The organism is Vibrio sp. QJM3NY_39, from assembly GCF_057785895.1.
In genome coordinates this window covers 1,067,803-1,093,768 of sequence record NZ_CM173506.1, presented here as the reverse complement: position 1 = coordinate 1,093,768, position 25,966 = coordinate 1,067,803, and the positions used below count along the sequence as shown (strand labels likewise).

Below are 25,966 nucleotides of genomic sequence, written 5' to 3'. Positions count from 1 at the left end.
TATTTTTTGTTAAGATAATCATTAATTTACATAACACATGGAAGCGTCATGTCTTTTAGTTGGATAGCCTTTACTCTTCTCGCAGCCTTCAGCCAATCTTGGCGCAATGCATTTCAAAGTAAACTAGCCGGCACAATGAGTGTAGCTGGCGTGACGTTAGCTCGCTTTATTTGGGCTGGGCCAATCGCGCTTATTTATCTCTATTCGCTGTACCAATGGCAACCAGTCTCCGCGCCTAATTTTTCCGGTGAGTTTGTTTTTTACATTGTTGCTGCTGCGATTATGCAGATCCTAGCGACCGGCTTGATGGTGATGCTGTTTAAGCTAGAGAACTATGCGATAGGTGCCGGACTCGCCAAATGTGAGGCCCCAGTTTCAGCGGTATTGTCCGTGCTGTTTTTTGGCACCGCTCTGACTATTACTGGTTGGGTTGGTGTACTTATTGGTACCTTGGGCGTGTTGATCATGAGCAGCTCTTCCGGCTGGCGAAGCCTCTCTCCGAAAGTCTTTCTCTTAGGTATGGCTTGCAGCACCGCCTTTGCTTTAACGTCTCTTTGGGTTCGAGAAGCCAGCTTGAGCATAGGGCTACCCTTCCCTCATAGCGCTGCTTGGGTGCTGTTTCTGGTGATTACTCTTCAGACATGCATTATCTGTACGTATCTCTTTTTTAGAGAGCGAGACACGCTGCGCCAGATATTCAAGAAATCTAAACTGGTCGTGATGACAAGCCTAGCGAGTGTGATTGGTTCTCTTGGCTGGTTTAGCGCGATGTCACTTCAAGCCGTGCCTTATGTAAAAACATTAGGGCAAGTCGAAGTGGTCTTTATGGTATTAATCTCTTACTTCTGGTTGGGACAAAGCATTGCTCGCAAAGACATTCTTGCGCTGATCTTACTTTCTATTGCAGCGGTATTAGTGATGTGGCAGTAGCTTGACCGACGCTACCAAGGTGAGTATTGGCCAAACAAAAGTGAGCAAACTGACCTTTCATCCATACTCATGATAAATACATCACGCCGCCGTATAAGTTTTACGGTGGCGTAAAATGATAAGAACCACTTCCACATAGTTTATATAGTGCACGTATCAGCTATTTGTAATCTCCACTTACCCAATAGGATACAGCCAAATGAAAACACTCGCTCAAATCGCACTAGCAACAATCGTATTTACAACCTCACTAATGGCATTCGCAGAACCTGGGACGACAAATGAAGCCCAATCAGAAGCGTCGACCATAACAGTGAATCATGAAGCAATGACCGTGACGCTAACTGATAAGCATTTTACGCCGGTAAAAGAAACTGAAGTCACTGCCTCAAAGACTTTAACGCAAAGCCAAAAAACAGACTTAGCGCCACAACCAACAATATAATGGCTTTATCAAAATAGTGGCGGGTCAAACCAACGCATAAAGACCTGTCATCATCAGGCAGTGACGAGCTCGTTAATATGACTAGGACAAACTGAAGTCATATTGCGACCGTTTGTTTTCGCTTGATATAACGCTTTGTCGGCTCGACCAATAAACCCATCCCAATTCTCATGTGGGTGAAGCTGAGCGACACCGAAACTCGACGTCAGGAACATCTCATTTCCTTTCACGGCTGAGATCTCTGAAATAGACACTCGCAGCTTACAAGCAATAGCCTGTGCTTGTAGGAAATTAACATTGGGTAATAAAATCATTATCTCGTCTCCGCCAAAACGGAACGCACTGGCTGTTGGCGATGTTTTTATCGCACTTTGAACCATTTCAGAAAAAGACTTGATGACGAGATCACCGACAATATGACCGTGTTGATCATTGATCGACTTAAAATTATCAATATCCATCATAATGGCACTGACAGGTGTAGTCCCCGACTGCTTCATGATGATTGGAACCATTTCATCTAATGCTCTGCGGTTTCCAAGTGCCGTTAAAGGATCGCTGTAAGACAGCTCATGAATAGAGCTAAGCAGCCTTGCATTAATCAACCAAAGCATTGTGAAACTCATCGATACAATAAGAACAATACTCACTAAAAAGGCAAGTTGATGAATGAGTGCGGCCGCCATGAAATCCTGCATTTCAGCTGAAAATAACGTCACCGTTACTCGGAAAACCATAAACCCGCCATATATCAAAAATGACAAGGCCATCATCCGAGTTGCTAAGGTTAAGTCATCGCGTTGACCCTTCAATACCGCAAAGGCAGTACAAACAGTCACAAAGGCCAAATAGAAACTAATGAGGATGATTCTAGCCTTGATGGAAGGTTCGTAGTACGTGAAATAAATAAAACATGGCAAAAGAGCCAACATCATCAGACTGCTGAGGTAGGTGCATTTTAGGGAATATTCTCGAAACAGGCATAAGCTATACAAAGCGAGATGAAAGCCAAGCGCAATGACCATGTTGGCGCCAATAACGGTTACCCAATCAGGGAGTTCCCCTCTTAGGCTCAACATCAAAGGTCCACTTCCGATAACAAATATTGAAATGGAAAAAATTGAAAGCCCTTTAATGGATTGTTGAGTAAATTGGAACAGCAATAAACCAATACAGTAAATGAAAGAGAACAAAATAATAATAAAATTAAGTGTTCTCATATCCAGCGAAAAACCATCCATGATTTACTCTCTTCCCTAAGCCAATTAAATAACAATATGATCAATAATTATCGAAATCATAAATTTATTCACCATATGAATCATTACACTTTGTAAAATAGGGGATGTGTCACATATGGGGAGATCTGTATCGCATGAGTCCATGACATGGATAGGCATGTAAAACTCGCCCACACATGGCTTCATAGCATCACGGAATCTACAGGCTTCGGCACTCGTTACTTGGTTGAATGACGACTGTCTGGCATTATGCGCCCAAGAAATCTCTAGGGGCTGTTGACCTTTCGAGCTGGGTTTTGCAGCATCTTGTGGAAAATTTATACAAGGAAGAGGCTTTGACGTGTAGCCGGCCTACATGAAAAACCAATAACGCAGTAGAAATGAACCACAAGAGCTGCCCGAAGGGTTCGAGCTAGGCGCCCCCATCCGAACAAAACTTAACCACGAAAGGTCAACAGCCCCTAGTTATTACACAGTAAAGAATGAATGAAGGTAGTCAGTGGTAGAAAACAGCCAACAATTAAGTGACCGTTACAACGAACATGGTTACTTTGTTATCAGAAATTATTTCGATGAAGCTCAAATTGCATCGCTTAGAAAAGTCGTGCTGAAATTCCATGAATCATGGAAAGCAGACAACGAAGAATTCTATAAAGAAGAAGCATTTAACTCGTCTTTAATTACCGGAAGCAAATATTTGCCTGCCGATGATAGAAGCGTGCTTTTTGACTTCATCAGCTCAAAACAAGTGATGGACGTAGTTGATGCGGTGATTCCGAACAAACCGGCATTCATGAATACACAGCTGTTCTTCAACCCGGTAAATCCGCAACAAAAAGACTTCTGGCATCGTGACTGTCAATACGACTACGACGTTAATGACCAGATGAAAGTCATCATGGAAACTCAAGTATTGCACCTGCGAGTCCCTATTTTTGACGAGCCCGGTATGGAGCTTATCCCCGGCACACACAAGCGTTGGGACAATGAAGAAGAGTACAATGTTCGCCAAGAAGAAAACGGCAAAGTGAGCAGTGATGATATATCTGGCGGTAAGCAGATACCGTTAGCCGCAGGTGACTTATTGGTGTTTTCAGCGGATATGATCCACCGAGGCCGCTATGGCTTGGATCGTTTGGCTTTGGATATTTTGATCTTTGACTCGGCGGCAGACTATGTCGACTACGTTGATGACGATTGTCTGCCAACGCCATCGATGTTGAGCAATATTACCGACCCAAGATTGTTTATGAACACGCTACACTTAAAATCAATGCAGTACTCATAATCCATAAAGGTACCCGAACTATGACTGACACTAAGCAAAACACCCGAATTAGCCAGTTCCGTTTCGGTCAGCCAAAAGAATCTCTCAAGTTAGAACATGTCACTTTAGGGGCACTAGACAAAGATAAAGTTCGCGTACAAATTGAAGCCACTAACATTAATCCTAGTGATCTGTTGTCGATTTATGGTGTGGGCCAATACAAACATAGCCACCAACCGCCGAGAGTGCCGGGATTTGAAGCGGTAGGAAGAGTTGTAGAGTCCAGCCATGCTGAGTTTGCAGTGAATCAGCGCGTGCTTGTGGCAACCAGTGGAACATGGCAAACCTATGTCGATGTATCACCAGATGACCTGTTCCAAGTTCCTCAGCATCTAGAAAATGGCTACGCCTGCCAGTTGTACATTAATGCGCTAACCGCATGGGTGTTGACGACAGAAGTGGCTAAGCTGAACCAAGAAGATGTGTTGATCATCAATGCTGGTAGCTCAGCCATCGGTAAGATCTTTTCCCAGTTATCAGCATCACTCGGCTTCAAAATCATTGTCGTTACATCACAGCCGGAACAATACCCAGCCACTTCTAGTTCTAGTTCTAGTTGGGCGTTAGATTCGAACGCTGATCTAGTTTCTCAAATCAAGGCTTTAGACTTGCCTATGCCAACCATCGCCTTTGATGCGATTGGCGGTTCACCCGGAACCGATCTTATTCACACCCTTGGCAACAATGGGCGCTTTATCAACTATGGGACGCTGTCTCTGGATTTTTACGAACCACGCTTTTTTGAGCACGCGAAAAGCCAAGGCATCGATTTCAGCACCTTCTTCTTACGCTATTGGGAAGAAGCGGAAGGTAAAGATGTTCGCCGTGATAAATTCACGATCATGCTAGATCACTTCATCACAAACGACATTCAGCTCGACGTCGACCGCTACCTACCATTCGATGAAGTGCAAATCGCGATTGATCTCATTGAATCGAAAACCACACGCTTGAACGGCAAGATCATCTTGCTGCCTGTGTAGTTTGGTGGAATTGAGAGCACACTATTTACGCCAAACAAGATACAAAACGAATAGCCCGCCAAGAGCTGCTGTCACAATACCTACAGGCAGTTCTTGTGGCGCTAATATGGTTCGGCTAATAACATCCCCAAACAGTAAAAGCACCACGCCCCACAAGGCAACCAAAGGCAGAGCTCGCTTGTGAGTGACACCTGAAAATGGTCGTACTAAGTGGGGTACCATCAAGCCAATAAAACCGACCACTCCGGTCATCGATACAATCGACGCAGTGCAAAACGCACAACAAAGAAAAATCTCACTTTGTAGGCGGTGTACATTGATCCCCAATGAGCTTGTCGTCTGTTCACTCACCAACAAAGTATCGAGCTCCCGATAACGTTTGAAAATCAACGCTAGAAGACACAACACGCCCACCAAGGCAAAAATCAAATTATCCCAACGTGCGAGTCCTAAGCCTCCCATCGTCCAGAATAAAATCGAACTCGCCGCTCTCTGGTCGCCTGAATAAATCAAAAAACTCGTGATGGCTCCGAATAAAAATGAGATCGCCAAACCACACAAGATCAAGTTGTCATTGCCTTTTTTCTTCTGCATCGAAAACAGAATCAGAACGGCCGTCGCCGACACAATACCGCCCGAGAATGCAGCCAGTGGCAGTGACCAAACACCCAGAGCATCTCCCACTTTGGTGATCACCAACACAGCACCAGCAGACGCGCCAGATGACAAGCCAAACAGAAACGGATCCGCCAGATCATTCCGTGTCGAGGTTTGAAGTAACGCCCCAACCATCGCCAACCCTGCACCCGCGATAACGGCTAACAATGCTCTCGGTAACCTCAAATCGATCAGTATTCGACTCGTCATATCCGGCGTTGAATCATTGAAAGAACTCAACCCTATGAGCACATCCTTGAAAGACAAAGGAACCGAGCCAAATTGTAAACTCATCATGAAGGCGATCAGCATGGCAGTGATACCTATTAGCCATGCTGCTCGATATTTATCAAATAAAATCAAGGAACTACTACTCTTATCAAAAACAAGATTTTCTATGACTACCTTCCCGATCACTCAGAAACGAACGCCTCTGCAAGTTTCTCAATGGCATCGATATTGGCAGGCCCAGGAGTGAGTTGCTCATAACGTAGTTTGACATAGCGACCAGAAGTGACCGCATTGGTGTATTTCATTAATGGATGGGCTTCGAGGAAACGTTGCAACGAATCGGCACCACTCGCCGATTGGTAATCAAGAAGGATAATCACATCTGGGTTTTCACGAGCGACATTCTCCCAAGAGGTTCGAGCCCAACTTGCTTCCATGTTACCAGTGATATTTTGGCCACCAGCAGCTTCAATCATTGCGTTTGGCATTCCGTACTTACCCGCGGTGAAAGGCTTATCTTCACCCGAATCAAACAAGAACACTTTTGGACTCGGCTTACCTGATGCTTTTTGCTTTTCTGCTACTTTTTTAACTCTCTCTTTCCAGCTGTTTACCAAAGCCTCGGCTTCTGCTTGCTTGTCGAAAATAACGCCTAACTTTGCATGTCGCCATAAAGCAGACCCATTGTCGCGCCTTCTTTTTGGTCTTGGGTATGAATGCAACTCTCAGAGAGCACTAAAGTATCAACCCCGTATGGCTTCAGTGTTTGAGGCGTCACTTCACCACCCACTTTCATTCCGTAATTCCAGCCAGCGAAAAAGAAGTCAGCATCAGCAGCAATCAATGTTTCTAATGAAGGATACTTAGGTGCTAGCTCAGGAATGTCTCCTAAACGTTCTTCGAACGAACTCGACATCTTGTACCAACCAGTAATGCCCGTAACACCCACCATCTCCTTTTGAAGACCAAGGGCAAAAGCCATCTCGGTCATATTGATGTCGTGCACAACCGCTCTTGAAGGTCGCTTTTCAATGGTCAGTGAGCTCCCACAGTTATCAACCGTCACTGGGTATTGAGTGCTTGTCGCATGCGCAAAAGAGAAAGGTAAAAGAAACAAAAGACTGGAAATTACAGGCCACTTCATTGGGCTGCTCCTATTAAAGAGTGATTAGAGTGAGTTGATGCAGCTTCAAAATGATGGATGGTGCTGCACAGATTAGGATGATTGAACGTGAGAACGCACAATCCAAAAACAGGGATCATGTATCGGTCTTGCATCACGGTATCTGGGGCTGAGAACGCCACCATTTTTTGGTCTGACATCAACAAGACTTTGTCGGCGAATGGCGCTACCAAAGGTAAATCATGCAACACCACAACAGACGCAATGCCGCGTTGTTTAATTAGGCTCAGAAGTTCAAGACGAGCGAGAGGATCAAGGTGGTTTGTAGGTTCATCTAAGAGTAAAAGCCTCGGCTCTTGTGCAAATGCGCGAGCAATACTTGCACGTTGCTGTTCACCACCGGATAGTTCACCAAAGCACCGCTGGCTTTTGTGAACAAGCCCGACATCTTGCATCGCCTGCTGAACCGCTCGTTGGTGCTCTTTTGCGCTACAACAAAACGTATGAGGAGTTCGGCCTAAGCCAACATACTCAGCAACACTCAAACGAGGATCAACATGCTCATGTTGAGTAACCACCGCGACTTGCTTGGCTATCTGCTGCCGCTCAAGGCTTCCAAGCGCAATACCAGACAACATCAACTCACCCGCGACGGTTTTGTATTCGCCTGTAATGCCTTTCAGCAAACTGGACTTTCCACTTCCATTGGGGCCAATGATGGCAACGCATTGACCATCGTTCACATCAAATGTCACGTCGGAGACGGCCCTCCAGTTAGCCAAGCCATCAGCGCAGAGCCCGCGCACAGACAATACAGGTTTATTCAATTTTCCACCGAACATCCAAAAACATCATTTATTGTTATGTTATAACATAACAATAAATTAAAGATATAGTTAATAATAGAAATATTAAGACCGCGCTAAGAAGCATTGGAAATGGCGGGATAACCCAATCACCTTGAACAGAGACAGAAGTGCTTACGGAAATTGATTCACTGAGAAAGTTTGATTAAAGGAATTGAGTATTGAGAACGCAGCAAAGAGTTGTAGTGAGTTTTGACTATAACTTAAGTGGTTACGAGATGGGCATTAATCACATTTATTTGAAACATCAGTAAGTTATATCACTATAAATATGACACTGATCACCCATAAGGTAATCTCGATTCTATATGGTAGCGTCATACTTAAAACCACGATGTGAACATACTTATGAAAAGACACATACTATCAAGCGCCATCCTACTCTCTTTAGCCTCTCCAACCTTTGCAGCTGATGGCGACATACACGATGTCACGATACTGGGTACTTCAGATATCCACGGTCATTTTATGGCGTGGGATTATGCGGCAGATAAACTCAACACTCGTGGTAGCTTAAGCCAAATCGCGACCAAAGTTGGTAATATCCGCAAAGAGCAATCTAACATTATCCTTGTCGACGCTGGCGACACCATCCAAGGCAACTTCGTCGAAACCTTCAAAGACGAGCCCGTTGATCCAATGATGCTTGGCTTTAATCACATGAAATACGATGTGTGGGTTTTAGGTAACCACGAATTCGACTTTGGCCTTAAAACGCTTAACAGAGCCGTTACTCAATTTAAAGGGCAATCTCTCGGTGGCAACATCAAGAACAAAAACGGAAACCCATTCTTGCCGGGTTACACCATCCTTGAACGCGGTGGTATTAAGATCGGCGTGATAGGAATGGATACCCCAATGACGGAGGTCTTTGCGCAAGGCACCAACCGTTTAGAAGGCGTCACTTTCACTAACCCAACCTTGGAAGTGAAGAAAATCGTCAAAGAAATTGATGATCAAGTGGATGCCATCGTATTGGTTGCCCATATGGGGATTGAAAACGAGAATGACATTGCTGACACCGGTGTCACCGACATTGCCAATGCAAACCCAGAGCTTGATGCCATCGTCGCTGGTCACATGCACACTCGCATTGATAAAGCCGTTGTGAATGGCGTTATCATTACTGAACCCGACAAATATGGCCGCGCCTTATCTCGTATTGATCTTCAATTTGAAGAACGCGATGGCACATTCACTCTCGTCAACAAAGACAGTTTCACCTATAAAATTAAAGGTATCGACTCTGATGAAAATATGGACGAGTTATACCAGCCTTATCACAAACAACTCAGAGAAATGGCGAATCGACCTGTCGCTCAGCTTACCGGCGTTGATTTAGTCCCAGAAAACGAAATCCGCGGCATCCCTCAAGTCCACGTTCAAGACACAGGCATCAGTGCGCTATACCAAGAAGCGAGCTTCTTCTATGCACCCAAAGCCAATGTCATCGCACTTCAAATAGACAACGACAATGCAGAGCTTGATGTTGGCCCAATCAAAGCCAAAGACATCGCGTACAACTACCAATACTCGGGTGGCGAAATCACTGTCTACCAGATGACAGGTAAAGAGCTGAGAACCTACATGGAATGGTCTGCTGGTTACTTCAATTCCGTACAACCCGGTGATGTGACCTACAGCTTTAACCCTGAACGTAGAGCTTCAAAATACTCAACCAACGACTTCTTCGCGGGCGTGACTTATACCATCGACCTTACTCAACCTGCAGGTACACGCATCACCAACCTCGCGTTTGCAGATGGCACTCCAGTTACAGATGAAACAGAAATCCGTATTGGTATGAATAGCTATCGAATGGGTCATCTAACCAAGAAAGGTGGCGTGCTAGAAGGAGATTCGTTCCCTGTACTCTTTGATACAGAAGCAGAGTATGGAGAAGAAGCCGGCACGATCCGTAATATGACCATCAAGTATCTTAAAGAAGAAAAGAACGGCAAGTATGAAGGTAAAACTCAGCAGCGATGGGCACTTTCGGGGTTAGAGAACCGCTACAATGAACAGCGAGAGATCGTAAAGTCATTGATTAATGATGAAACCATATCAATCCCGACCAGTGACGATGGCCGCTACACAAACATCGCTTCTATCAACGTGAAAGAACTGATGTTCAAATCTGACGAAGCCAAACAAACAGCCATAACCGCACGTGAAAAGAAACTAGCACAGGCGACTGAGCAAGAGAGTAAGCAAATCAAACGCGAAATCACTCTGATTGAAGCGCTCAACTAATCCCTGACCTCAAACCAATAACGACTTAACGACGCTTAGAGCGTGGTTAAGTCGTTCCCGTCCTACAACACCACACCTTTACTAATTACACGGTTGATACTGGATAAATGATCCGCAAAGACTAACTCATAGTTGTCGAGTAGACGACACTTGTTACCAAGTGCCGCCCCTCTAAGAACCGTACGTGCAACTTTCACTGCATACGGCTCAAGCCTCCACTAAGGCATCATTGATACCCAGCAACTTATAACGCAGTCGGGACAGGTTCTTTCCAAGAGTTGCGGGCTAGCCTTTTGGGTTTTCTCTTCGCCAAGTATTCTTGGTATTGAGGATCAAAAGGGGTCGCTGCATTCCTGATTTTTACGTGTCGCTCGATGGGTACTTTCGCTATTTGGAACAGATTGAAGTGACAGTCCATGGTCATAATTTTCTGCCAACCGTGAAATTGCCACTGGCCTTTACGATTAAGAAAATACTTATGAACAACCCAGTCTTTGGACTTGGTTGGATGACGTCTAACTGCCCAGTGCCATAGCGCTTGGAATAGTTTGTGGCCGACATACCCGAATACTTGTTTAGCAACACAGTGGCGATAGTAATTCGCCCATCCTCTGAGTTTCGGGTTTATCAACTTGATAAGATCGTTAACAGGGATGGTTGCGTGCTTTTTAATAAGTTCACGTAGGTTTCTCAAGAATAACAACGTGTTGGATTTGCTCGGTTTAATGAGCAATTTCCCTTTGTACTTCCTGTGATTGAAACCCAGAAAGTCAAAGCCATCATCAATATGAGTGACCTTTGTTTTCTCTTCGGAGAGGGTTAGCCCTCTTTTTGCCAGAAAGTCAGCAATCAACGGTTTGATATCGTTCACTAGCACTTCCTTTGAAGAGCAGGTGACCACGAAATCATCCGCATAACCGATAAAGTTGGCCCTAGCACCCTTTTTCAGGGCTGTAGATTTTATTTGTTGCTCTATTCCCGCGAGAGTCATTAGCATCAAGGTTGGAGATATTATTCCGCCTTGAGGTGTACCTTCTTCGGTATCGTAGAACAGCCCCTTATCTACATAGCCAGATTTTAACCATTGCTCTAACATTCGTTTATCTACAGTGATATTGTCCATCAGCCATTCATGCCCGATTTTGTCGAAGCAAGCTTTAATATCTCCCTCAAGAATCCATTTCGCTGATCGCTTTAGAGCCAAACATTTGAAGCACTGACTGACAGCGTCAGCCGTGCTGCGATTTGGCCTAAAACCATAGCTATTGAGGTCGGCAAATGTTTCGGACACAGGATCTAATGCTAGAAGGTGGAGGGCTTGTTGCACTCTATCAATCATGCATGGAATACCCAATGGCCTGAGCTTGCCGTTCTTTTTGGGAATGTAGATACGTTTGAGTGGTTTTGCAGAGTAAGCCTTGCGACTCAGTTGATTGACTGCTTTCATACGGCGTGCATCTGTGTTCCAGGTGACACCGTCTATTCCAGGCGTTTTACTGCCTTTATTCTGAGAGACTCGCTTAACCGCAAGAAGCTTGGCTGAGCGAGAATGAGTCAAGAGCCACTGTAAGGACTTCACCTTACCGTATTTCTTTTCTCTAGTTGCTTTTGCGATACGCATTTGAAGCTTCAATACGTGTGCTTCAACGGATTTCCAATCGATGGACTGCCATTGAGCGCCGTCAGAAGGTGCACTAATCTCTTTCGAGATCATCATTTGCTTTTCTCCTTGAATAAAGTTCTTCAAATTATCTCGCAATGGGAGACCAGTCGGAAGTGGGCTCACTTTCGTGATCAGACACAGGTCTGTATCTACATCATTACAATGCAGCTTTCGCTTTTTCCGACCTCCTATACCTGCATCACTATCGGCCACAAAGGCTTTCCCAAAGGGAGTGATTCAGGCTTACCCTGTTCCGTATGTTACGTAAAATGTCAGCTTAGATGCCCACTATAGTGCGGAGAGTACAGCGACCACGAAAAAGTACTGTCCAACCTCTTTCCAACTCTCATTGCCTTTTGGCCACAGCGTATTAACCACTTCCGCTGCTTCATCACATAACGCACCTTGAATGGATTCACATACGTTCATCATACTGACTACCTAGCACTTACCCGAATTGTGGTTTTCAGGAGGAACGTCCTCTCACGATTCTTTTCCCACTCGGCCAAACGGCCAAGTTTCGTTACATTGTCCGAGCCGCTGCTTTATTCAGGCTCGTAGGTTCATCTGGTGATACAGACGGTTCACTCATAAAGCGGTGAACAACGCTTCATACGACTTCAGGTCGCACGGACAAAAGCTTGTTAGCGTCATTTCTAAATTAGGATTTAACGGATTATCTTAGGTATCGAAAAATATCTAACCTAGTGGCCAAATTAGCTGTTCCACAACACCACAAGCCATAAGTAGAGATCTCAGCATAAACTAGGGGCTTTAGAATAACCCAATACAGAGGACCATATCCTACTTAAGAGATTATTAACTGAATTTATAAGGTAGTAACCTTTAAGTCAGTTGATATTTTCTTTTTTGGGAGGCCTGTTTTGTTATCAAGTAAAGTGGTAATTGATGGAGTTTACGAAACTTCAAAAATGCGTGTTGAAATTCATGATGATGTTGTTATAAAAACTTTCAAGAAAGGTCGTAACTCACAACAACGGTATACAAGAGAAAAGAGAGCACTCAATCTTCTACTCGAAAAGAAAGGCTTCCCACAAGTTTCTGAGTGTGATGACGATTTACTACAAATTGTCATGTCGAGAATCAGCGGAAAACGGCCTGAGACACTCACTGAATCACAGGTTTATCAATTGAGAAAGTTAGTGCATGAATTAAATGCAAACGGTATTTCCCGTCATGCAATGCCGTTACGTGATTTTATTGTTGATGAAGATGGTAACTTGGGTATGGTTGACTTTGAGAGAGTATCCTTCAGAGGTTTTCGTTACTCTCCAATTTGGTACGCCGCACTAAAAGTTAACCAATACAATCTGTTGCGCTTGATAATGGCCCATCAACCACAAGAATTAACAACAAGTGAATCCGAACTATTCAAAAAACTGTTATGGTCGAGAAATAACCTAACCAAATTGAAGCCTTTAAAAAATTCTGTTCGAAACTATTTAAGCCAAATAAAAGTGATGACTAAGTCCACTAATTTTGCATTCAGAGTTAGATGATTTCCACTATCTTACTCAATACTAGGTTAAGCGAGTTTTCAGTACGCGCTAAAGCGAATAAAGTTTATCGAATAAGTTTTGCTTATAGATCTTCCAAGGTGCTGAAACTTGCAATGGGGCACTTTCAAGTTAGAAAGTGCCACGAGTCAAAATTCAGATCGATGAAGCCTCTGGACAATTCTGAGTTACGAACCATCAGACACGCTGAACTTTCACATAACTTCTAGTATCGTAACTCTACGGGCATCAATTATGCAGAAGTCCAAAAAGTGTCGAGATAGTTTGGGTCGATATTGCCTTGAGGGGTACAGAGCCCATATGCCAATTGTTTGATTTTAAAGTCCTCCAATAAGACAGTCAAAGTCCCAGTTTGTATTTCGTTGACAATAAAGGGCAATGTTAAACATGATATACCTTTGCCATTAATCACGGCATTGAGAAGTATGGAACTATCATTTACAGAGTAGTTACTTGTGACCGTCACACATTAACGGGCTGAGCGTAGTTAGAGCCGACCTTAGGAACAAACAGCCAATCATTGTCTATTCGTTTGTGGGTTAAGCAATTGTGATCGAGTAAGTCTTCGGGGATAAAGTAGCGACATGTTCTGCTAGATGTGGAGGGGAGGCGCAAACCACCTATAGGCTATTGTAAGTTTCGAATGCGGACAGGAATCTCTTGTCCCACCACTATCTAACCCCCAAGTTCTACCAAGGATTGTCTTTGAAATACTCATGCAAATAATCAATTAATGCTCTTACGGTTGGAGATTGATGTTTTCTTGAAGAATAGAGCGCATATATTGTCAGATCGGCGGGTTTCCACTCTGATAGGACTGGCTGTAATGTGCCGCTCTCGATGTATTGATTAGCTAAGTAGGTTGGTTGAATGGCGACACCTCCACCAATAAGTGCTGCATGGAGTAATGTCGTAGCCTCGTTAGCGGTTAGTTTACATTCAACATCTATTGATTTTTGTTGAGTACCATTCGTGAGGTGCCATACGTGTCGCTGAAAGTTTTTATACCCCAGACAGTTATGCATACTCAGTTGCTCTGGCTCCGAGAGGTCTTTCCTGCTTGCTAAATATGCAGGTGAAGCAACTAGTACCGATTCGCAAATGGCTATCGGTTTACCAATCAAAGATGGTTCCGGATTAGAAGCAATTCTAAGCGCAAGATCAATTTGCTTTTCTGTTAGGTCAGCGACTGAATCCTGTAGGTCGATATCGACATGGACTTTGGGATGCATAGCCATGAAATTCAAAAGCGCAGGGACAAGCTGCGAAAACCCGAATGACATACTTGTCGCAACTCGTACTATCCCAGTTAGCTCTTCACTATTATCACTTAAAGCGACTAACCCGTTCGCTTGCTCAAGCCAAACCTCAACTTCCTTTAAACACCGCTCTCCGGTCGTTGTGAGCGTTACCTTTCGGGTTGTTCGGTGTAGTAAACGGGCGTTTAACCACTTCTCCATAGCTTCAACATAACGAGTCACCATAGGGCGAGACATCTCAAGTCTGTCAGCCGTAGCGGTAAAACTGCCTGATTGAGCAATATCAATAAATACTTTTGCAGCGGTTAATTTATCCATTTATTTGCTCGAATTAAGAAATAATGATGTTTGATTTTGTATGTTTTTCAGATCATGTCAATAATTTATGATTTATCACATCAAAACAAGCCATATAATTTACGGAGCAAGTCATGAAAAGAATCAGCCTATTAGCCGCATCCACCTTAGTCGCAGGTAGCGCCTTTGCCACAGAGCAAACGACACTGACTTTTGATGTTTATAACGCAGACGAAAACAGCTTCCACGCCAACTCAACATTGATTGTTGGAGAGAGTGAGGTAATGCTGATAGATACTGGCTTTACTAAAGCAGATGCTCTGCGAATTGCAGCCAAAATACAGGATACGGGCAAAGAATTAAAAACTATTTTCATTAGTCAGGCCGACCCTGACTTCTATTTTGGCGCTGAAGTATTACACACCTTGTTTCCCGATGCAGATATTGTGACAACGCCTGCGGTAAAGGAAGTCATAGAAAAGAAACTGCCTTCCAAACTCAAGGTGTGGAGTCCTAGAATGGGCAGCAATGCACCTGTTACGCCTTATATTCCTAAAGCAATAGAGGCGACAAGTCTTATTTTGGAAGGACACAAGATTGAGATAAAAGGTACGGATGGCATTTTACCGCACCGCCCATACTTATGGATTCCTTCAAGTAAAACAATATTAGGTAACATAGCAATATTTGGAAATTTGCATCTTTGGACTGCAGATACGCAAACCGAGCTGAGTCAAAATGCATGGAGTGAGCAACTTAAGGAGATGCAAGCTTTACAACCGGAAACGGTTATTCCGGGACATATGAAATCGGGAACTGCGTTAAACGTTGAATCCATTAACTACTCTTTGCAGTATCTTGAAGATTTCAGTGAGTCAAAAAAGAACAGTAAAAATAGCGAACAACTCATTGAAAAAATGTCTGAGAAATACAAAGGCTCGAAGTTACCTATTGCTTTAAGCATTGGTGCGAAAGTTCATATGGGAGAGATGACATGGTAACTATTCACTACTTCTATGATCCTATGTGTGGGTGGTGCTATGGCGCGACTCCATTGGTAGAATTAATTGCAAGCAGCAGTAAGTATCAGTTAGTAATGCACTCCGGAGGGATGCTTCCAGCAAAATTGATAGCACCATCGTTTCGTCAGCATATTTTAAATAGTGACCGACGAATTAGTGAACAGACCAATGCTCAGTTCGGACAGGATTATATCGAACGTGTAGCAGATAATGAGCAACTTGTTCTGGACTCTTATCTTCCTACTCGGGCAATTCTTGTTGGAGAATCTTTAGGGCTTGATCCATTTGACATGTTAAAAGCAATACAAAAAGCACACTACATTGAAGGGAAAGCTGTCAATACTCTTAGCAGTTTGGAAGAGTTGGCTGTTCAATTAGGGCTCGACCAACAGTTATGGCGAGAGAAAATGCAAACAGGGGAACCCTTAGAAGACGCCGAAATCGATATTAGCCATCAAATGATGACCCGATTGGGCGTTCAGGGTTACCCAACACTTATGATTGAAGACAATGGGGAATTTAAGAGGTTGCCTCATACCGAGTTTTATGGCCGAACAGAGCAATGGAAGACATTATTAGAAATTTAACTAAACGCGACCTTGCGTTAACAGATAGTGTATAAAGCCCCACTCATAATGTTCGTGACGCAAATGAAATTGCGGCGCGAACTTCTTTCAACCAGATGATTATGCATCTTAAGTATTTTTTGCAGATGCCACATATGATAGCTTCTGGGGGTTTCCGTTCACCACCAAGGGTAGCCTGAAATAATAAACTTGAAACAAAACTAATGATGAAGTCTATCGGTGGTATATTGATCAAACACTTAAATGGACAAAGATGATTCAGCAAAGACCTTGCTGAATCGAAGGTGGACATAAACAATTTAGACCTATAGCTCTAAATCGTTTATACAAGATTAGAAAAAGTATCTTGAAACCTTAAATGCTGGTATGTGTTTTTCCCTCGTAGTCCTATTAAGTTTCCAAATGGGCTCTCAACTTAGCACATTGAAAGCCCACCTTCGATATCCATTAGCCCACGATAAAGACACGCACCTAGTTCTTCAAAGTCCAACTTTTAACTAACCTTTCTTATATAGGAAGTCATTTAACTCTCTTTGTTTCTTATCCCAAGAATCAAGTCTCATTCCAGCCTGATTGGACCTAATTGGTGAGCTTGATTTCGATTCGATTAATAGCGAACTAATTGTAGTTTCGATCAACACACCATACTCAAGTAGTTCTTCTTCAGTCATTTTTTGAAGTTCATGTACTTTATTCATTATTTACACACCTTTGGATATTAGATAAGAACACCTACATTCCCACACTGACACACTACGCCTAATACAAGGGGCGCCACGACCAACTTACAAAGCGCACTTAACTCCGAACCAAAACCGCCGAGTGTAGAGCGTCACCTTTATGTTTTTGTTAGGTTTATCTACGCGTGCGTTCCGTTCTTTTCGCTATCTCAGGAACACTTTCCGAAGGGCTGACTATAGATTTAATAGATACGTTTTCATCTGATTCAAGTACTTTAGAAAAACAGTATTGAAGAGTTTTACCTGTTTTTCTGTGCATTTCTAAAGCTTCATCTATTTTTTCACCAGAAATACCACCATCAGGAGCCATTACCATTGACTGAATATGAACACTGCCATCGTCAGGATTTGATGCGGACATTGCACTCTCCATGTGACCATCAAAGTCTTTAGCGATATCATCCATTACCTCTTGCATACCTTTCCCAGCATATCCAAAGTTATGCTCAAAACCTGAATCCTGATCATTCTCCAAAGACAATTTAAGTTGGTCGTTATTTGAGAATTGTATGTGATAATCATTAAAATTAATAAACTGCCTGCCATCAATACGCATTTGAAAATGCCAATGAGGGAAGTCTGTTTTACTACCTGCATGACCTGCGAAATCATTATGAGAACAATCTAAAGTCCACTCAATATTTTTCCACTTAATTGTTACTTCAAATTTTTTACGATCCGAGCTTTCTTCTTTTAGGTTATTAATATTTTTTGCGCCAGATTCAGCAAAAGCCACCCACCTTAGATAGGCTGAAATCTGATAAAAATCGAATGCTTCACTTATTTTCTTAAAGTCTTTTTTCTTGAATTTGCAACGCCTTAACAGCCAATGTAAGCATGGTTTTTCAGTGCTAATACTAGAAAATGGCTTACCACACATATAACACTTATCTTCATCATATGCGCTTTTGAAAGATTTATACTCAATATCATAAGCTTTCTGCTGCTCAGAAAAATGCTTCATGGACTCTTCTTCAGACATTGTTGATACATGCGTTTTAAATTTTTTTACTTCATTTTCAATATTCATAATTTCAACTTCATAAAGAACTAACCTGATAAACCTAACGCCCTTCTTGAACAGTTTGTTATGTTCTGGCGCTAACAACACCTTACAAACCATTGAATATTATCTAAATCATGCTATGGTTATGCAACTAATTTTAATGTTGAGTTTTGAACTTAATATAAACTAATTGAGAGAATCAGCATTCGTTGATGACTTGACGAGCGGTATCTTGTCTCTGGTTGTATACGCAGGCGCAGTTTTAGGTTTAGCATGTACAGTTATGGGAGTTCCAGTTATGGACTTGAATACGATGATTGAATGGTGCGGCTCAGGGGTACTGCGGGTAACCAAAGATTCAGTTATTGCTTGATATGATTCACAGATGTTCTCGAGATAGTCCCCGGGGTTCGAATCCCCAACCCGCACCATATAATAAAGCTAGTGGAGGTACTTTACCCACTGGCTTTTTTTGTATTGGAACATAAACAGATTGTTATACAAATTCTAACCGATATTGCTCTTTAGCTTTTACTGCGCGCTTAAACGATAGACTTACGTCATGTTTACGTTCAAACGACTTAACTAATAGCTGCAACTCATTCAAATCTGCATCTGACATTTTAGCTCCAGCAATAACACCTGTTATCAACTTCGGATAAAAAGAATGTATTCCAGGACCTGTAATATGAGCTAAACACCTATGCTCTTGCTCGTATTCCCAATCTTTTGCTTTTACCAGAAATTGCTCAGCTAGAGCCTCAAAACCATCAGCCTTTCCCATCGTAACCTTGGGCATATCACTTTTGTACTGCACAGCCCATGCAATTAACAAATATTCAGGCGTCTCCAAAAACTCAGCAAAATTTGTTGGTGTTTCAAACTCTACAACAAAACCTTTATGATTATCCGCATAGTGTGACCACATTAAGATATTTTCAAAAGTCTCAGAAAGGAACATATACCAAAACTTGAGGTCATGCTTTTAGTAAAATCTCCGGACACCAATGAACTTTTGAGGTTCTCGAGCATTGTCCCCTCATCTGCTACATTCCCTTGAAAAACCATCTTAGCATTCTCAAGTAAATCAGTTCTCGACAAAGCATATTCTAATGACTTTTCAACATCATAAGAGACAACACAATCAAATGGATCATTAAACTCCTCTGCTGACGAAAACTTCATAGTACAATTTGATAGGATGTTCTTAGAACCATCTGAAAATGGAACATATTTGTACAGCTTCAATTTTTCACCTATTTGTATAACGCCCAATTAAGGTGTGAGCCACGCTACCACTGCACTCAATTTGGACACCGTAAACACTGAACTAAACCCAAACCAAAAGTGCCAAGCGTGGGGAATCACTCTTAAATTGTTTGTTATGTACGTTCTTTTAGTTGCACATATTTAGCCAAGCCAATGCCTTTATTTAGCTCAGTTACATAGTTTGTGCTCATTCTAGCTTCGGTGACTAATGTACTGATATTTATGCTTTTTGTTCGGATTACGTCACCAAATTTAATACCAAACAGATGAATCATTAACACCTGCTCACCGCGGGGAGCATCCTGATACATGGCACGCAAAACCTCCGCAAAATCACGGATTGAGCTCGACTCGTTGAGAACTTTATGTACATCCAGCTTAGATTCAAGATAAGTTCCGCTTGTCCTTTCACGACGAACTGTTTGTTTGCAGTAAGGGCAGTCGATATCTTCTAGCTCTTCACCACCAACAAAGCCTGCACCAGAAACAAAAACTTTAAATGCCTTTCCACATTTCTCGTTTGAGCAAATTTCCACTTTTTCCTCCAAAGTACATAACATTTTAATATCGTGCCAGCACGAATTGGTGTATTTAGCATATATTAAGCACCCTCTCTAACCAACTGAAAATTATGTATATAATTCAGTTTTGATATAATTTCTAGTTAAAAACCGTGCAAACACACATTGCCTCCTATTCGAGGCACGTTATCAATCAAGAACTTCTATTTTGTTCTATACTATTCAATAGCTTAGAAACACTTAAACAACGTATTCGTGCGTAGTTGTGTTTGAAGAACAGTCTCTAGTGGTCTAGTGGATTAGGAATTTGGGGACAAAGTTAGAACTCTAGGCATGAGGGAAAGTAAGGCAAGTTCCTGAGTTTGAACCTGAGTTCAATCCCTATATGGCTCATTTTGGGGCAGCTCTGAGTTAGTCACGATGGCTAGCTCGTTGTGATCACCAACCCACCCCGCTTTCATAAATAAAACGTTTAATAATTTGAGCCATGATTTATTGCACTTAAACGAGATCACGAACCGTCTGACGAAAAATTCAAAGCCTCCGAGGTGACTCTAAGCTCCCACCACCAACTGTATTCTCCCCCCACACTGATCTCTTTCCCTATTTTTGAAGTACAAGTTATTAATAATTCGATATAAATCGCTCTAATTTTTTAAATTATTGTCTACAGTTTTATAGAGCTTGTCGCTTCAATAATTGCCACAAGTAACGACACCTTTTGATGGTTAGTTTTGGTTATAAGGAAAGGAAATGGAAAGCCCAATTGTCACACTCACACATGCCAGCAAAAGCTTTGTTGATGGCAAAGATACCCATCACGTATTGGAAGGTGTCGACTTCACTTTGGCGAAAGGGGCAAGCGTGGCTTTGACAGGGGCGAGTGGCAGTGGGAAAAGTACTCTGCTGAATATCATTGCGGGGTTTGAACCTCTATCCGGTGGCGAACTATCTGGTGGAGAATTGTGGCTTGATGGCGAGAACACATCAAATTGGAAAGATCCACAATGGAGCCGATTTCGTCATCAAAAATTGGGCGTTATCTTTCAGCAGTTCAACTTGTTAACCCCACTCAACGTAAAACAAAACATCGCGTTTCCTCTCCATTTAAATCAACAGAAATGGAGCGACTGGTGCGATTATTTAGTTGATGCATTGGGCATCAGTGAACTACTCGAAAGACACGTATCCGCACTCTCTGGCGGTCAGCAACAACGAGTCGCTATTGCGCGTGCGCTAGCCCATAAACCCAAACTATTGCTTGCCGACGAGCCCACTGGCAACCTTGACCACAAAGCAGGGTTGGAGGTTATGAAGCTGCTGAGTGAAATCACTACACAAGGCAACACTGCCGTGCTTTTGGTTACGCACAGCCCAGAATGCGCCAGCTTTATGCAGACAAAATTGGTGTTAGATGATGGTTGTTTAAAGAACGCAGATCGAACCCAAGCCAAAGAGCAGCAACGTTGTGAGTAATCCAATGAAACAAACTGGCTTCGCACAGAGCCAGATCACCCATACTAAACTGACGTTGAATCTATTCGCGGCGCACTATCGTCAATCACCATTGCAAGCCGCAGCGATTCTGATCGGTATTGTGCTAGCGGTCACCTTGTTTGTCGCAGTGCAAGCCATCAACCTCAATGCCAAGCGCAGTTATGCAGAATCGACCGAGCAACTTAGCGCCCAAGCACAAAACCTTATCATTCCACCAGCAGGGCAAAACTATTTGCCAGAATCGCTCTACTTCAACTTAAGACAAAGTGGGTTAAGCGCAGCGCTGCCCGTGATTGAAGGGCGAATACGAGACGAGCAAGGTCGACGTTGGTCTGTTCAAGGCAGTGAGTTGATCGCCGCCCTCACTTCAAGAAATCGTCACGCTCGCGTCGACGAGAAAAGCAATACTCAAACCAAAGAGCCAAACATTTCCCTGTTCGACAATGCCTTACCTTTGCCGCAACTCTTAGCGGGTGAACCCATTGTGATGATGAGCCAGTCGCAACACCAGAACTTGGGAGGAGTAGACACACTCACTTTGGATGAAGTGCTCACCAAAGTCGTGGTATTGCCAGATGAATGGCAGCTCGGTAGCCGAATGTTGATGGATATTGGGTTCGCTCAGCAACTGCTTAACAAGCAAGGGCAACTGAGCTACATCGCTATTTTTGACACTAAGAGCGACACGAACAGCAATACTCAGGATAAATGGCAAAGCCTTATCGGCAAACAGGGGCAATGGATTTCCAACAACCAAAGCACGGATCTCGGTTCAATTACCGATAGCTTTCACCTCAACCTCACCGCCATGAGTTTGTTGGCGTTTTTGGTTGGCCTGTTCATCGCTTACAATGGCGTGAAGTACAGTTTGCTGAAACGTAATCGGCTGTTGGTGCAAATTCAACAAGCTGGGATTGCGCCAAGCATCGTATTTTCAGCTCTGCTAGTCGAGCTGGTTCTTTTAGTCACAATGGGCGCGTCGCTTGGTTTCATTCTCGGCATTCAACTCAGCCATTGGCTACACCCAACCGTCGCGATAACGCTTGAGCAACTTTATGGTGCAACACTGCTTCCCGGCACATGGCAGTGGCAATGGTTAGTGCAGGCACTGCTACTCACGCTGGCCGCAACGCTTGTCGCGTGTTGGCAGCACTTTAAACAGCGGGTACGACAACCCCTCTCTTCCCATGGTGGTTTCTATCAAGCGCCGGAAGCGTCTAACGAAAATCAACTGTTTGTTATCGGGTCAGTATTAACCATTGTCGCGTTAGCAGGGTTATGGCTGAGCGAACATCATCGCTTCACCATGGCATGGCTCGGTGTGTTAGTGGTGTCGATTCCTTTGTACCTGCCCAAAACGCTCAGCGTGTTAGCGAACTGGAGCGAAAAACGTACCCAATCGGGGTTAATACAATATCTGTTCGCTGAGCTGCGTGAACTTATCTCCCCTCTCTCCCTTGCCATGATGGCGTTGCTTCTCGCTGTCACCGCCAATATCGGAATGAATACCTTAGTCGGCAGCTTTGAATCCACGTTAAAGCAATGGCTTGAACAGCGCTTACATGCCGATATTTACGTTAGCCCTGCCCAAGGTGAAATCGCGAATGTGGAACGTGCGTTAGAGCAGTTTGAAAATGTTGAAACCGTTTATAAGCAATATTATGTCGACGATAACTTGCAGGGCTTACCTACTTTGCTCGGCACCAAAGACAAAGACACACTTGAGCAAACCATGGTATTCCAATCCCACCTTGATGATTTCTGGACGCGCTTTTACCAAGGTGAATTCGTGGCGATCAGCGAACCTACGGCGGTGAAGCTCGGCTTGTCCCTTGGAAGCCAACTCAAGCTCGACGCGATCCAAGACAAAACACTCATCGTCGGGGCGATTTTCCATGATTACGGCTCACCGAATGGCGAAGTGTTGCTTGCACCTAATTTATGGCTCGAAAGCGGATTTACTGACTTACCCACCAGCTTGGGAATCAAAGTTTCTGGCGACCCACAAGTGGTGTACGAACAGCTACGCCAACAACTCAATCTGCACCCAAGTCAGCTTTACGATCAATCACAGATCAAATCGATCGCTTTAGATATCTTCTCACAAACCTTTGCTATCACTAGGGCGCTTAATGGCGTCACTTTAATGGTGGCGGTGATAGGGTTGTTCTGCGCCTGTTTCATGTTGCTCGATGCACGCAAAGCCGCTATTGCAAGGTTGTACGCGCTCGGTGTGAGTCAGCGAAAATTGATGGCGATGGTGGTCGGGCAAATCGTAGTTCTGGTCGCCTTCACTCTGGTTATCGCTTTACCACTCGGCGCTATGGTCGGTTATGTATTGACGGACATCGTCACCCTGCGCGCCTTTGGTTGGAGCTTAAATTACGTATGGAATTGGAGTGATGCACTCAGCATCGCAGCCATCACCATTTTAGTGGCTGTGTTTGCGACCTTGATTCCACTGTGGCGTTTGGTCAGTAAACCCGTGGTATCCAGTTTGCAAAGTGAGGTGTTGTGATGAATCGATCAATGAGAGTTTTCGCTCTCACACTTGGCATCTTGCTCCTTTTAGGATGCGAGGAGTCCACGCAACCATCAGCTCAAAATATGGGTTCGATACTTGGCGCAGAAACACAAACCGAGAATGAAACACAAAAAGAGACTGAGCAATTCACACCAGTAGTAAAAGGCGTGGAGATCACCTTCCCTGCCGACCATCAAGCACACCCTGATTTTCGTCATGAATGGTGGTATTTAACCGCAAACTTGATTGATGAGAATGGTAATGCTCTGGGCGTACAATGGACACAATTCCGCTTCGCGGCTACACCACAGGAAAGTGGCAATGGCACTAAGGAAACTACGTGGCAAAGCCAGCAGATCTACATGGCGCACAGTGCAGTCACGAACAAAGACAAACACTACGCCGATGAAAAGTGGTCACGTAACCAAGTAGAACTGGCAGGAGTAAGCGCTTCACCATTTCGTGTCTATCTTGATGACTGGCAATGGACGTCGACGACCGATGACCTGTTCCCAGCTACATTGGTCGCTAACTCGGGTCAATTTGGCTACTCGCTTAAGTTAACCAGCAACGCGCCTTATCAAAAGCAAGGCGAACAAGGCTACAGCACTAAAAGTAGCGATGGCAAAGTGGCTTCCTATTACTACAGCCAACCATTCATTGATGTATCGGGCCAGGTAACCATTGATGGAGTCACTCATCAGGTTTCTGGCAAAGGTTGGATAGACAGAGAGTGGAGCTCGCAGTTTTTACTCGACTCGCAACAAGGCTGGGATTGGTTTGCGCTAAGGCTGAGTGATGAAACCAGCTTAGTGGTATTTCAGCTTCGAAACTCAACATCAGGCGAAGCCAGTTATGCTAACGTAAGATTAATGCAGCAAGACGGTTCTGGCATTGCCATTTCACAACAAGAGATAACCCTAACCGCCGTCAAGCAAACAGAAATCGACGGACGCGATTATCCAACAGAATGGCAAATTTCAATTCCAACTCAACAGATCGAACTGACCGTCTCGGCACTCAATCCAAATGCCAAAATGCCGCTGTCGGTTCCTTATTGGGAGGGGCCAATCATGATTAAAGGTTCTCATTCCGGATCTGGCTATATGGAGTTGACTGGGTATTAAGCCAACAGCATATTTCTGAAATGAGAAGCTTTAATTTTTAACAGACGAATAAGAATAAAATCAACCGTTACATCGGCTGCCATAAATATCGTTTACCCAGCTTGGGTTATCAATGAACGGGTTGCGGTTACCTTGCCACTGCACGGCTTTCTCGTGGCGTTGACGTTCCCAGTTGTCTACTGGGTCAGCGTTATGCCATTGAAGCAACGTACATAGCTTTCCAACTTTAGGTTTACCTGACGTACTCGAAGTATCATCAACCAGATACAAGTCAGGCATGTTTGCGTTGTTGCCCTCATAGCGCACAGCCATGTAGAAAATTGAACGTGCGGTATCACCTTTCACTGCATCACGAGGTTCAAAGCTGTCGTAATCCGTTTTGTTCAGTGGCGACTTTTTCAATGGCGAACCGCCAAAATCAAAGTCTTTATTTGAACGGATGGAGTTAATCTCGGCATCTGTTGGCTGTAGGTGGTGGATATCGATATAGCCCCATTGATCTTTGCGCTTAAAGCCAAAAGATTTAGGCCAAAGGTGTTCACGATTCCAAGCATTTTTGTCGTTGTTACCCGATGAGGTAAAGTCTTTGGATTGTGAACGGCCGCTGTAATACAGAATCACGTTGTTCGGATTGTTCGGGTCTTCGTTGGTGTCTTTCAATGCAGACCAAACTTGAGTGTACGTTAATTGCTTTTGCCCACGAGCAGCAATCACGCCGAGCATATCTTTTAACGCATTTCCGTCGAGTCCTTCAACTTCGAGGTAGTAGCCATCAGGGTATGTAATATCAGCTAGCGCAACTGGACTAAGAGCTGTAGAAATTAGGAAAAGGCTTAGATTTAAACGCATTTTCATTGTTT

The 25,966-nt window shown here is 43.7% G+C and carries 24 protein-coding genes and 1 pseudogene; 11 read left to right on the top strand and 14 right to left on the bottom strand.

What is annotated here, in order from left to right; genetic code table 11:
* Nucleotides 1-48: 48 nt before the first annotated feature.
* Together AC3CHU_RS20785 and AC3CHU_RS20780 are read left to right on the top strand one after the other, a co-directional pair.
* Nucleotides 49-930, top strand: a complete 882-nt coding sequence (locus AC3CHU_RS20785; RefSeq protein ID WP_488525565.1) for a multidrug transporter — start codon at nucleotides 49-51, stop codon at nucleotides 928-930.
* A gap of 199 nt (nucleotides 931-1,129) precedes the next feature.
* Nucleotides 1,130-1,375, top strand: coding sequence for a hypothetical protein (locus tag AC3CHU_RS20780; RefSeq protein WP_479281370.1), 246 nt, complete (start codon nucleotides 1,130-1,132; stop codon nucleotides 1,373-1,375).
* Nucleotides 1,376-1,428: 53 nt separating this feature from the next.
* On the opposite strand, the gene AC3CHU_RS20775 is transcribed toward AC3CHU_RS20780, so the two are convergent.
* Nucleotides 1,429-2,616: a GGDEF domain-containing protein gene (locus AC3CHU_RS20775; protein WP_488525564.1), complete on the bottom strand. Its 1,188-nt coding sequence runs from the start codon at nucleotides 2,614-2,616 to the stop codon at nucleotides 1,429-1,431.
* 499 nt (nucleotides 2,617-3,115) lie between these two features.
* On the opposite strand from AC3CHU_RS20775, the gene AC3CHU_RS20770 reads away from it, so the two are divergent.
* Nucleotides 3,116-3,904 carry a phytanoyl-CoA dioxygenase family protein gene (locus AC3CHU_RS20770; protein WP_488525563.1) on the top strand — a complete coding sequence of 263 codons (789 nt, stop codon included), beginning with the start codon at nucleotides 3,116-3,118 and terminating at the stop codon, nucleotides 3,902-3,904.
* Between the two features lie 20 nt (nucleotides 3,905-3,924).
* Complete coding sequence (locus AC3CHU_RS20765; RefSeq protein WP_488525562.1) at nucleotides 3,925-4,926, top strand: zinc-dependent alcohol dehydrogenase family protein; 1,002 nt, start codon at nucleotides 3,925-3,927, stop codon at nucleotides 4,924-4,926.
* 21 nt (nucleotides 4,927-4,947) lie between these two features.
* On the opposite strand, the gene AC3CHU_RS20760 is transcribed toward AC3CHU_RS20765, so the two are convergent.
* From AC3CHU_RS20760 to AC3CHU_RS20750, 3 genes and pseudogenes are all read right to left on the bottom strand, one after another.
* Nucleotides 4,948-5,895, bottom strand: coding sequence for a FecCD family ABC transporter permease (locus AC3CHU_RS20760; protein ID WP_488526320.1), 948 nt, complete (start codon nucleotides 5,893-5,895; stop codon nucleotides 4,948-4,950).
* Nucleotides 5,896-5,996: 101 nt separating this feature from the next.
* Nucleotides 5,997-6,958, bottom strand: a pseudogene (locus AC3CHU_RS20755) (ABC transporter substrate-binding protein).
* Entirely contained in the window at nucleotides 6,955-7,779 is an 825-nt protein-coding gene (locus AC3CHU_RS20750) for an ABC transporter ATP-binding protein (protein ID WP_488525561.1), read from the bottom strand. The pseudogene AC3CHU_RS20755 and the gene AC3CHU_RS20750 overlap by 4 nt, the downstream one beginning before the upstream one ends.
* Nucleotides 7,780-8,151: 372 nt before the next feature.
* Between AC3CHU_RS20750 and AC3CHU_RS20745 the strand changes: the two genes are divergently transcribed.
* Nucleotides 8,152-10,056, top strand: coding sequence for a bifunctional metallophosphatase/5'-nucleotidase (locus AC3CHU_RS20745; RefSeq protein ID WP_488525560.1), 1,905 nt, complete (start codon nucleotides 8,152-8,154; stop codon nucleotides 10,054-10,056).
* Nucleotides 10,057-10,118: 62 nt separating this feature from the next.
* Here the strand turns inward: AC3CHU_RS20745 and AC3CHU_RS20740 are convergent, their stop codons facing one another.
* From AC3CHU_RS20740 to AC3CHU_RS20730, 3 genes are all read right to left on the bottom strand, one after another.
* Nucleotides 10,119-10,253: a hypothetical protein gene (locus AC3CHU_RS20740; RefSeq protein ID WP_488525559.1), complete on the bottom strand. Its 135-nt coding sequence runs from the start codon at nucleotides 10,251-10,253 to the stop codon at nucleotides 10,119-10,121.
* A gap of 47 nt (nucleotides 10,254-10,300) precedes the next feature.
* Nucleotides 10,301-11,773, bottom strand: coding sequence for a group II intron reverse transcriptase/maturase (gene ltrA, locus AC3CHU_RS20735; protein WP_488525098.1), 1,473 nt, complete (start codon nucleotides 11,771-11,773; stop codon nucleotides 10,301-10,303).
* Between the two features lie 234 nt (nucleotides 11,774-12,007).
* Nucleotides 12,008-12,151, bottom strand: coding sequence for a hypothetical protein (locus AC3CHU_RS20730; protein ID WP_170962378.1), 144 nt, complete (start codon nucleotides 12,149-12,151; stop codon nucleotides 12,008-12,010).
* A 452-nt stretch (nucleotides 12,152-12,603) separates the two neighbouring features.
* Here AC3CHU_RS20730 and AC3CHU_RS20725 point away from each other — a divergent pair, with 452 nt between their 5' ends.
* On the top strand, nucleotides 12,604-13,239 hold the full coding sequence (locus AC3CHU_RS20725) for a protein kinase family protein (protein WP_488525558.1): 636 nt from the start codon (nucleotides 12,604-12,606) through the stop codon (nucleotides 13,237-13,239).
* Nucleotides 13,240-13,489: 250 nt separating this feature from the next.
* Here the strand turns inward: AC3CHU_RS20725 and AC3CHU_RS20720 are convergent, their stop codons facing one another.
* Both AC3CHU_RS20720 and AC3CHU_RS20715 read right to left on the bottom strand, forming a co-directional pair.
* Complete coding sequence (locus AC3CHU_RS20720) at nucleotides 13,490-13,669, bottom strand: type 2 periplasmic-binding domain-containing protein (protein ID WP_371963902.1); 180 nt, start codon at nucleotides 13,667-13,669, stop codon at nucleotides 13,490-13,492.
* A gap of 277 nt (nucleotides 13,670-13,946) precedes the next feature.
* Nucleotides 13,947-14,834 carry a LysR family transcriptional regulator gene (locus AC3CHU_RS20715; RefSeq protein ID WP_488525557.1) on the bottom strand — a complete coding sequence of 296 codons (888 nt, stop codon included), beginning with the start codon at nucleotides 14,832-14,834 and terminating at the stop codon, nucleotides 13,947-13,949.
* A 113-nt stretch (nucleotides 14,835-14,947) separates the two neighbouring features.
* Between AC3CHU_RS20715 and AC3CHU_RS20710 the strand changes: the two genes are divergently transcribed.
* Both AC3CHU_RS20710 and AC3CHU_RS20705 read left to right on the top strand, forming a co-directional pair.
* Nucleotides 14,948-15,814, top strand: coding sequence for an MBL fold metallo-hydrolase (locus AC3CHU_RS20710; protein ID WP_488525556.1), 867 nt, complete (start codon nucleotides 14,948-14,950; stop codon nucleotides 15,812-15,814).
* A complete protein-coding gene (locus AC3CHU_RS20705) occupies nucleotides 15,808-16,422 on the top strand; it encodes a DsbA family protein (RefSeq protein WP_108100858.1) in 615 nt (204 codons plus the stop codon). The genes AC3CHU_RS20710 and AC3CHU_RS20705 overlap by 7 nt, the downstream gene beginning before the upstream one ends.
* Nucleotides 16,423-16,919: 497 nt before the next feature.
* Here AC3CHU_RS20705 and AC3CHU_RS20700 read toward each other — a convergent pair whose 3' ends face one another.
* From AC3CHU_RS20700 to AC3CHU_RS20685, 4 genes are all read right to left on the bottom strand, one after another.
* Nucleotides 16,920-17,120 carry a hypothetical protein gene (locus tag AC3CHU_RS20700; RefSeq protein ID WP_108196711.1) on the bottom strand — a complete coding sequence of 67 codons (201 nt, stop codon included), beginning with the start codon at nucleotides 17,118-17,120 and terminating at the stop codon, nucleotides 16,920-16,922.
* Nucleotides 17,121-17,277: 157 nt separating this feature from the next.
* Nucleotides 17,278-18,192: a hypothetical protein gene (locus AC3CHU_RS20695; protein ID WP_488518939.1), complete on the bottom strand. Its 915-nt coding sequence runs from the start codon at nucleotides 18,190-18,192 to the stop codon at nucleotides 17,278-17,280.
* A 472-nt stretch (nucleotides 18,193-18,664) separates the two neighbouring features.
* Nucleotides 18,665-19,129, bottom strand: coding sequence for a DUF2971 domain-containing protein (locus AC3CHU_RS20690; RefSeq protein ID WP_488525555.1), 465 nt, complete (start codon nucleotides 19,127-19,129; stop codon nucleotides 18,665-18,667).
* 421 nt (nucleotides 19,130-19,550) lie between these two features.
* Nucleotides 19,551-19,973 carry an HTH-like domain-containing protein gene (locus tag AC3CHU_RS20685; protein ID WP_488525554.1) on the bottom strand — a complete coding sequence of 141 codons (423 nt, stop codon included), beginning with the start codon at nucleotides 19,971-19,973 and terminating at the stop codon, nucleotides 19,551-19,553.
* Nucleotides 19,974-20,711: 738 nt separating this feature from the next.
* On the opposite strand from AC3CHU_RS20685, the gene AC3CHU_RS20680 reads away from it, so the two are divergent.
* From AC3CHU_RS20680 to AC3CHU_RS20670, 3 genes are read left to right on the top strand one after another with little or no spacing between them, the layout of a single operon-like run.
* A complete protein-coding gene (locus AC3CHU_RS20680; protein ID WP_488525553.1) occupies nucleotides 20,712-21,434 on the top strand; it encodes an ABC transporter ATP-binding protein in 723 nt (240 codons plus the stop codon).
* A gap of 4 nt (nucleotides 21,435-21,438) precedes the next feature.
* Nucleotides 21,439-23,973: an ABC transporter permease gene (locus tag AC3CHU_RS20675; protein ID WP_488525552.1), complete on the top strand. Its 2,535-nt coding sequence runs from the start codon at nucleotides 21,439-21,441 to the stop codon at nucleotides 23,971-23,973.
* The gene (locus AC3CHU_RS20670; RefSeq protein ID WP_488525551.1) at nucleotides 23,973-25,106 is read left to right on the top strand and encodes a lipocalin-like domain-containing protein; all 1,134 of its coding nucleotides are present in this window, start codon (nucleotides 23,973-23,975) and stop codon (nucleotides 25,104-25,106) included. Before AC3CHU_RS20675 ends, AC3CHU_RS20670 begins: the two co-directional genes overlap by 1 nt.
* 60 nt (nucleotides 25,107-25,166) lie before the next feature.
* On the opposite strand, the gene AC3CHU_RS20665 is transcribed toward AC3CHU_RS20670, so the two are convergent.
* Nucleotides 25,167-25,961, bottom strand: a complete 795-nt coding sequence (locus tag AC3CHU_RS20665) for an endonuclease I family protein (RefSeq protein WP_488525550.1) — start codon at nucleotides 25,959-25,961, stop codon at nucleotides 25,167-25,169.
* Nucleotides 25,962-25,966: the final 5 nt, after the last annotated feature.

Bases quoted from the DNA above. Each gene is read 5' to 3' on its own strand.
- AC3CHU_RS20705 (WP_108100858.1), top strand. From the start codon at position 15,808: ATGGTAACTATTCACTACTTCTATGATCCTATGTGTGGGTGGTGCTAT.
- AC3CHU_RS20670 (WP_488525551.1), top strand. From the start codon at position 23,973: ATGAATCGATCAATGAGAGTTTTCGCTCTCACACTTGGCATCTTGCTC.
- ltrA (WP_488525098.1), bottom strand. From the start codon at position 11,773: ATGATGATCTCGAAAGAGATTAGTGCACCTTCTGACGGCGCTCAATGG.
- AC3CHU_RS20710 (WP_488525556.1), top strand. From the start codon at position 14,948: ATGAAAAGAATCAGCCTATTAGCCGCATCCACCTTAGTCGCAGGTAGC.
- AC3CHU_RS20715 (WP_488525557.1), bottom strand. From the start codon at position 14,834: ATGGATAAATTAACCGCTGCAAAAGTATTTATTGATATTGCTCAATCA.
- AC3CHU_RS20765 (WP_488525562.1), top strand. From the start codon at position 3,925: ATGACTGACACTAAGCAAAACACCCGAATTAGCCAGTTCCGTTTCGGT.
- AC3CHU_RS20690 (WP_488525555.1), bottom strand. From the start codon at position 19,129: ATGTTCCTTTCTGAGACTTTTGAAAATATCTTAATGTGGTCACACTAT.
- AC3CHU_RS20785 (WP_488525565.1), top strand. From the start codon at position 49: ATGTCTTTTAGTTGGATAGCCTTTACTCTTCTCGCAGCCTTCAGCCAA.
- AC3CHU_RS20665 (WP_488525550.1), bottom strand. From the start codon at position 25,961: ATGAAAATGCGTTTAAATCTAAGCCTTTTCCTAATTTCTACAGCTCTT.
- AC3CHU_RS20745 (WP_488525560.1), top strand. From the start codon at position 8,152: ATGAAAAGACACATACTATCAAGCGCCATCCTACTCTCTTTAGCCTCT.
- AC3CHU_RS20700 (WP_108196711.1), bottom strand. From the start codon at position 17,120: ATGAATAAAGTACATGAACTTCAAAAAATGACTGAAGAAGAACTACTT.
- AC3CHU_RS20750 (WP_488525561.1), bottom strand. From the start codon at position 7,779: ATGTTCGGTGGAAAATTGAATAAACCTGTATTGTCTGTGCGCGGGCTC.
- AC3CHU_RS20730 (WP_170962378.1), bottom strand. From the start codon at position 12,151: ATGATGAACGTATGTGAATCCATTCAAGGTGCGTTATGTGATGAAGCA.
- AC3CHU_RS20775 (WP_488525564.1), bottom strand. From the start codon at position 2,616: ATGGATGGTTTTTCGCTGGATATGAGAACACTTAATTTTATTATTATT.
- AC3CHU_RS20680 (WP_488525553.1), top strand. From the start codon at position 20,712: ATGGAAAGCCCAATTGTCACACTCACACATGCCAGCAAAAGCTTTGTT.
- AC3CHU_RS20780 (WP_479281370.1), top strand. From the start codon at position 1,130: ATGAAAACACTCGCTCAAATCGCACTAGCAACAATCGTATTTACAACC.
- AC3CHU_RS20760 (WP_488526320.1), bottom strand. From the start codon at position 5,895: ATGCTGATCGCCTTCATGATGAGTTTACAATTTGGCTCGGTTCCTTTG.
- AC3CHU_RS20675 (WP_488525552.1), top strand. From the start codon at position 21,439: ATGAAACAAACTGGCTTCGCACAGAGCCAGATCACCCATACTAAACTG.
- AC3CHU_RS20695 (WP_488518939.1), bottom strand. From the start codon at position 18,192: ATGAATATTGAAAATGAAGTAAAAAAATTTAAAACGCATGTATCAACA.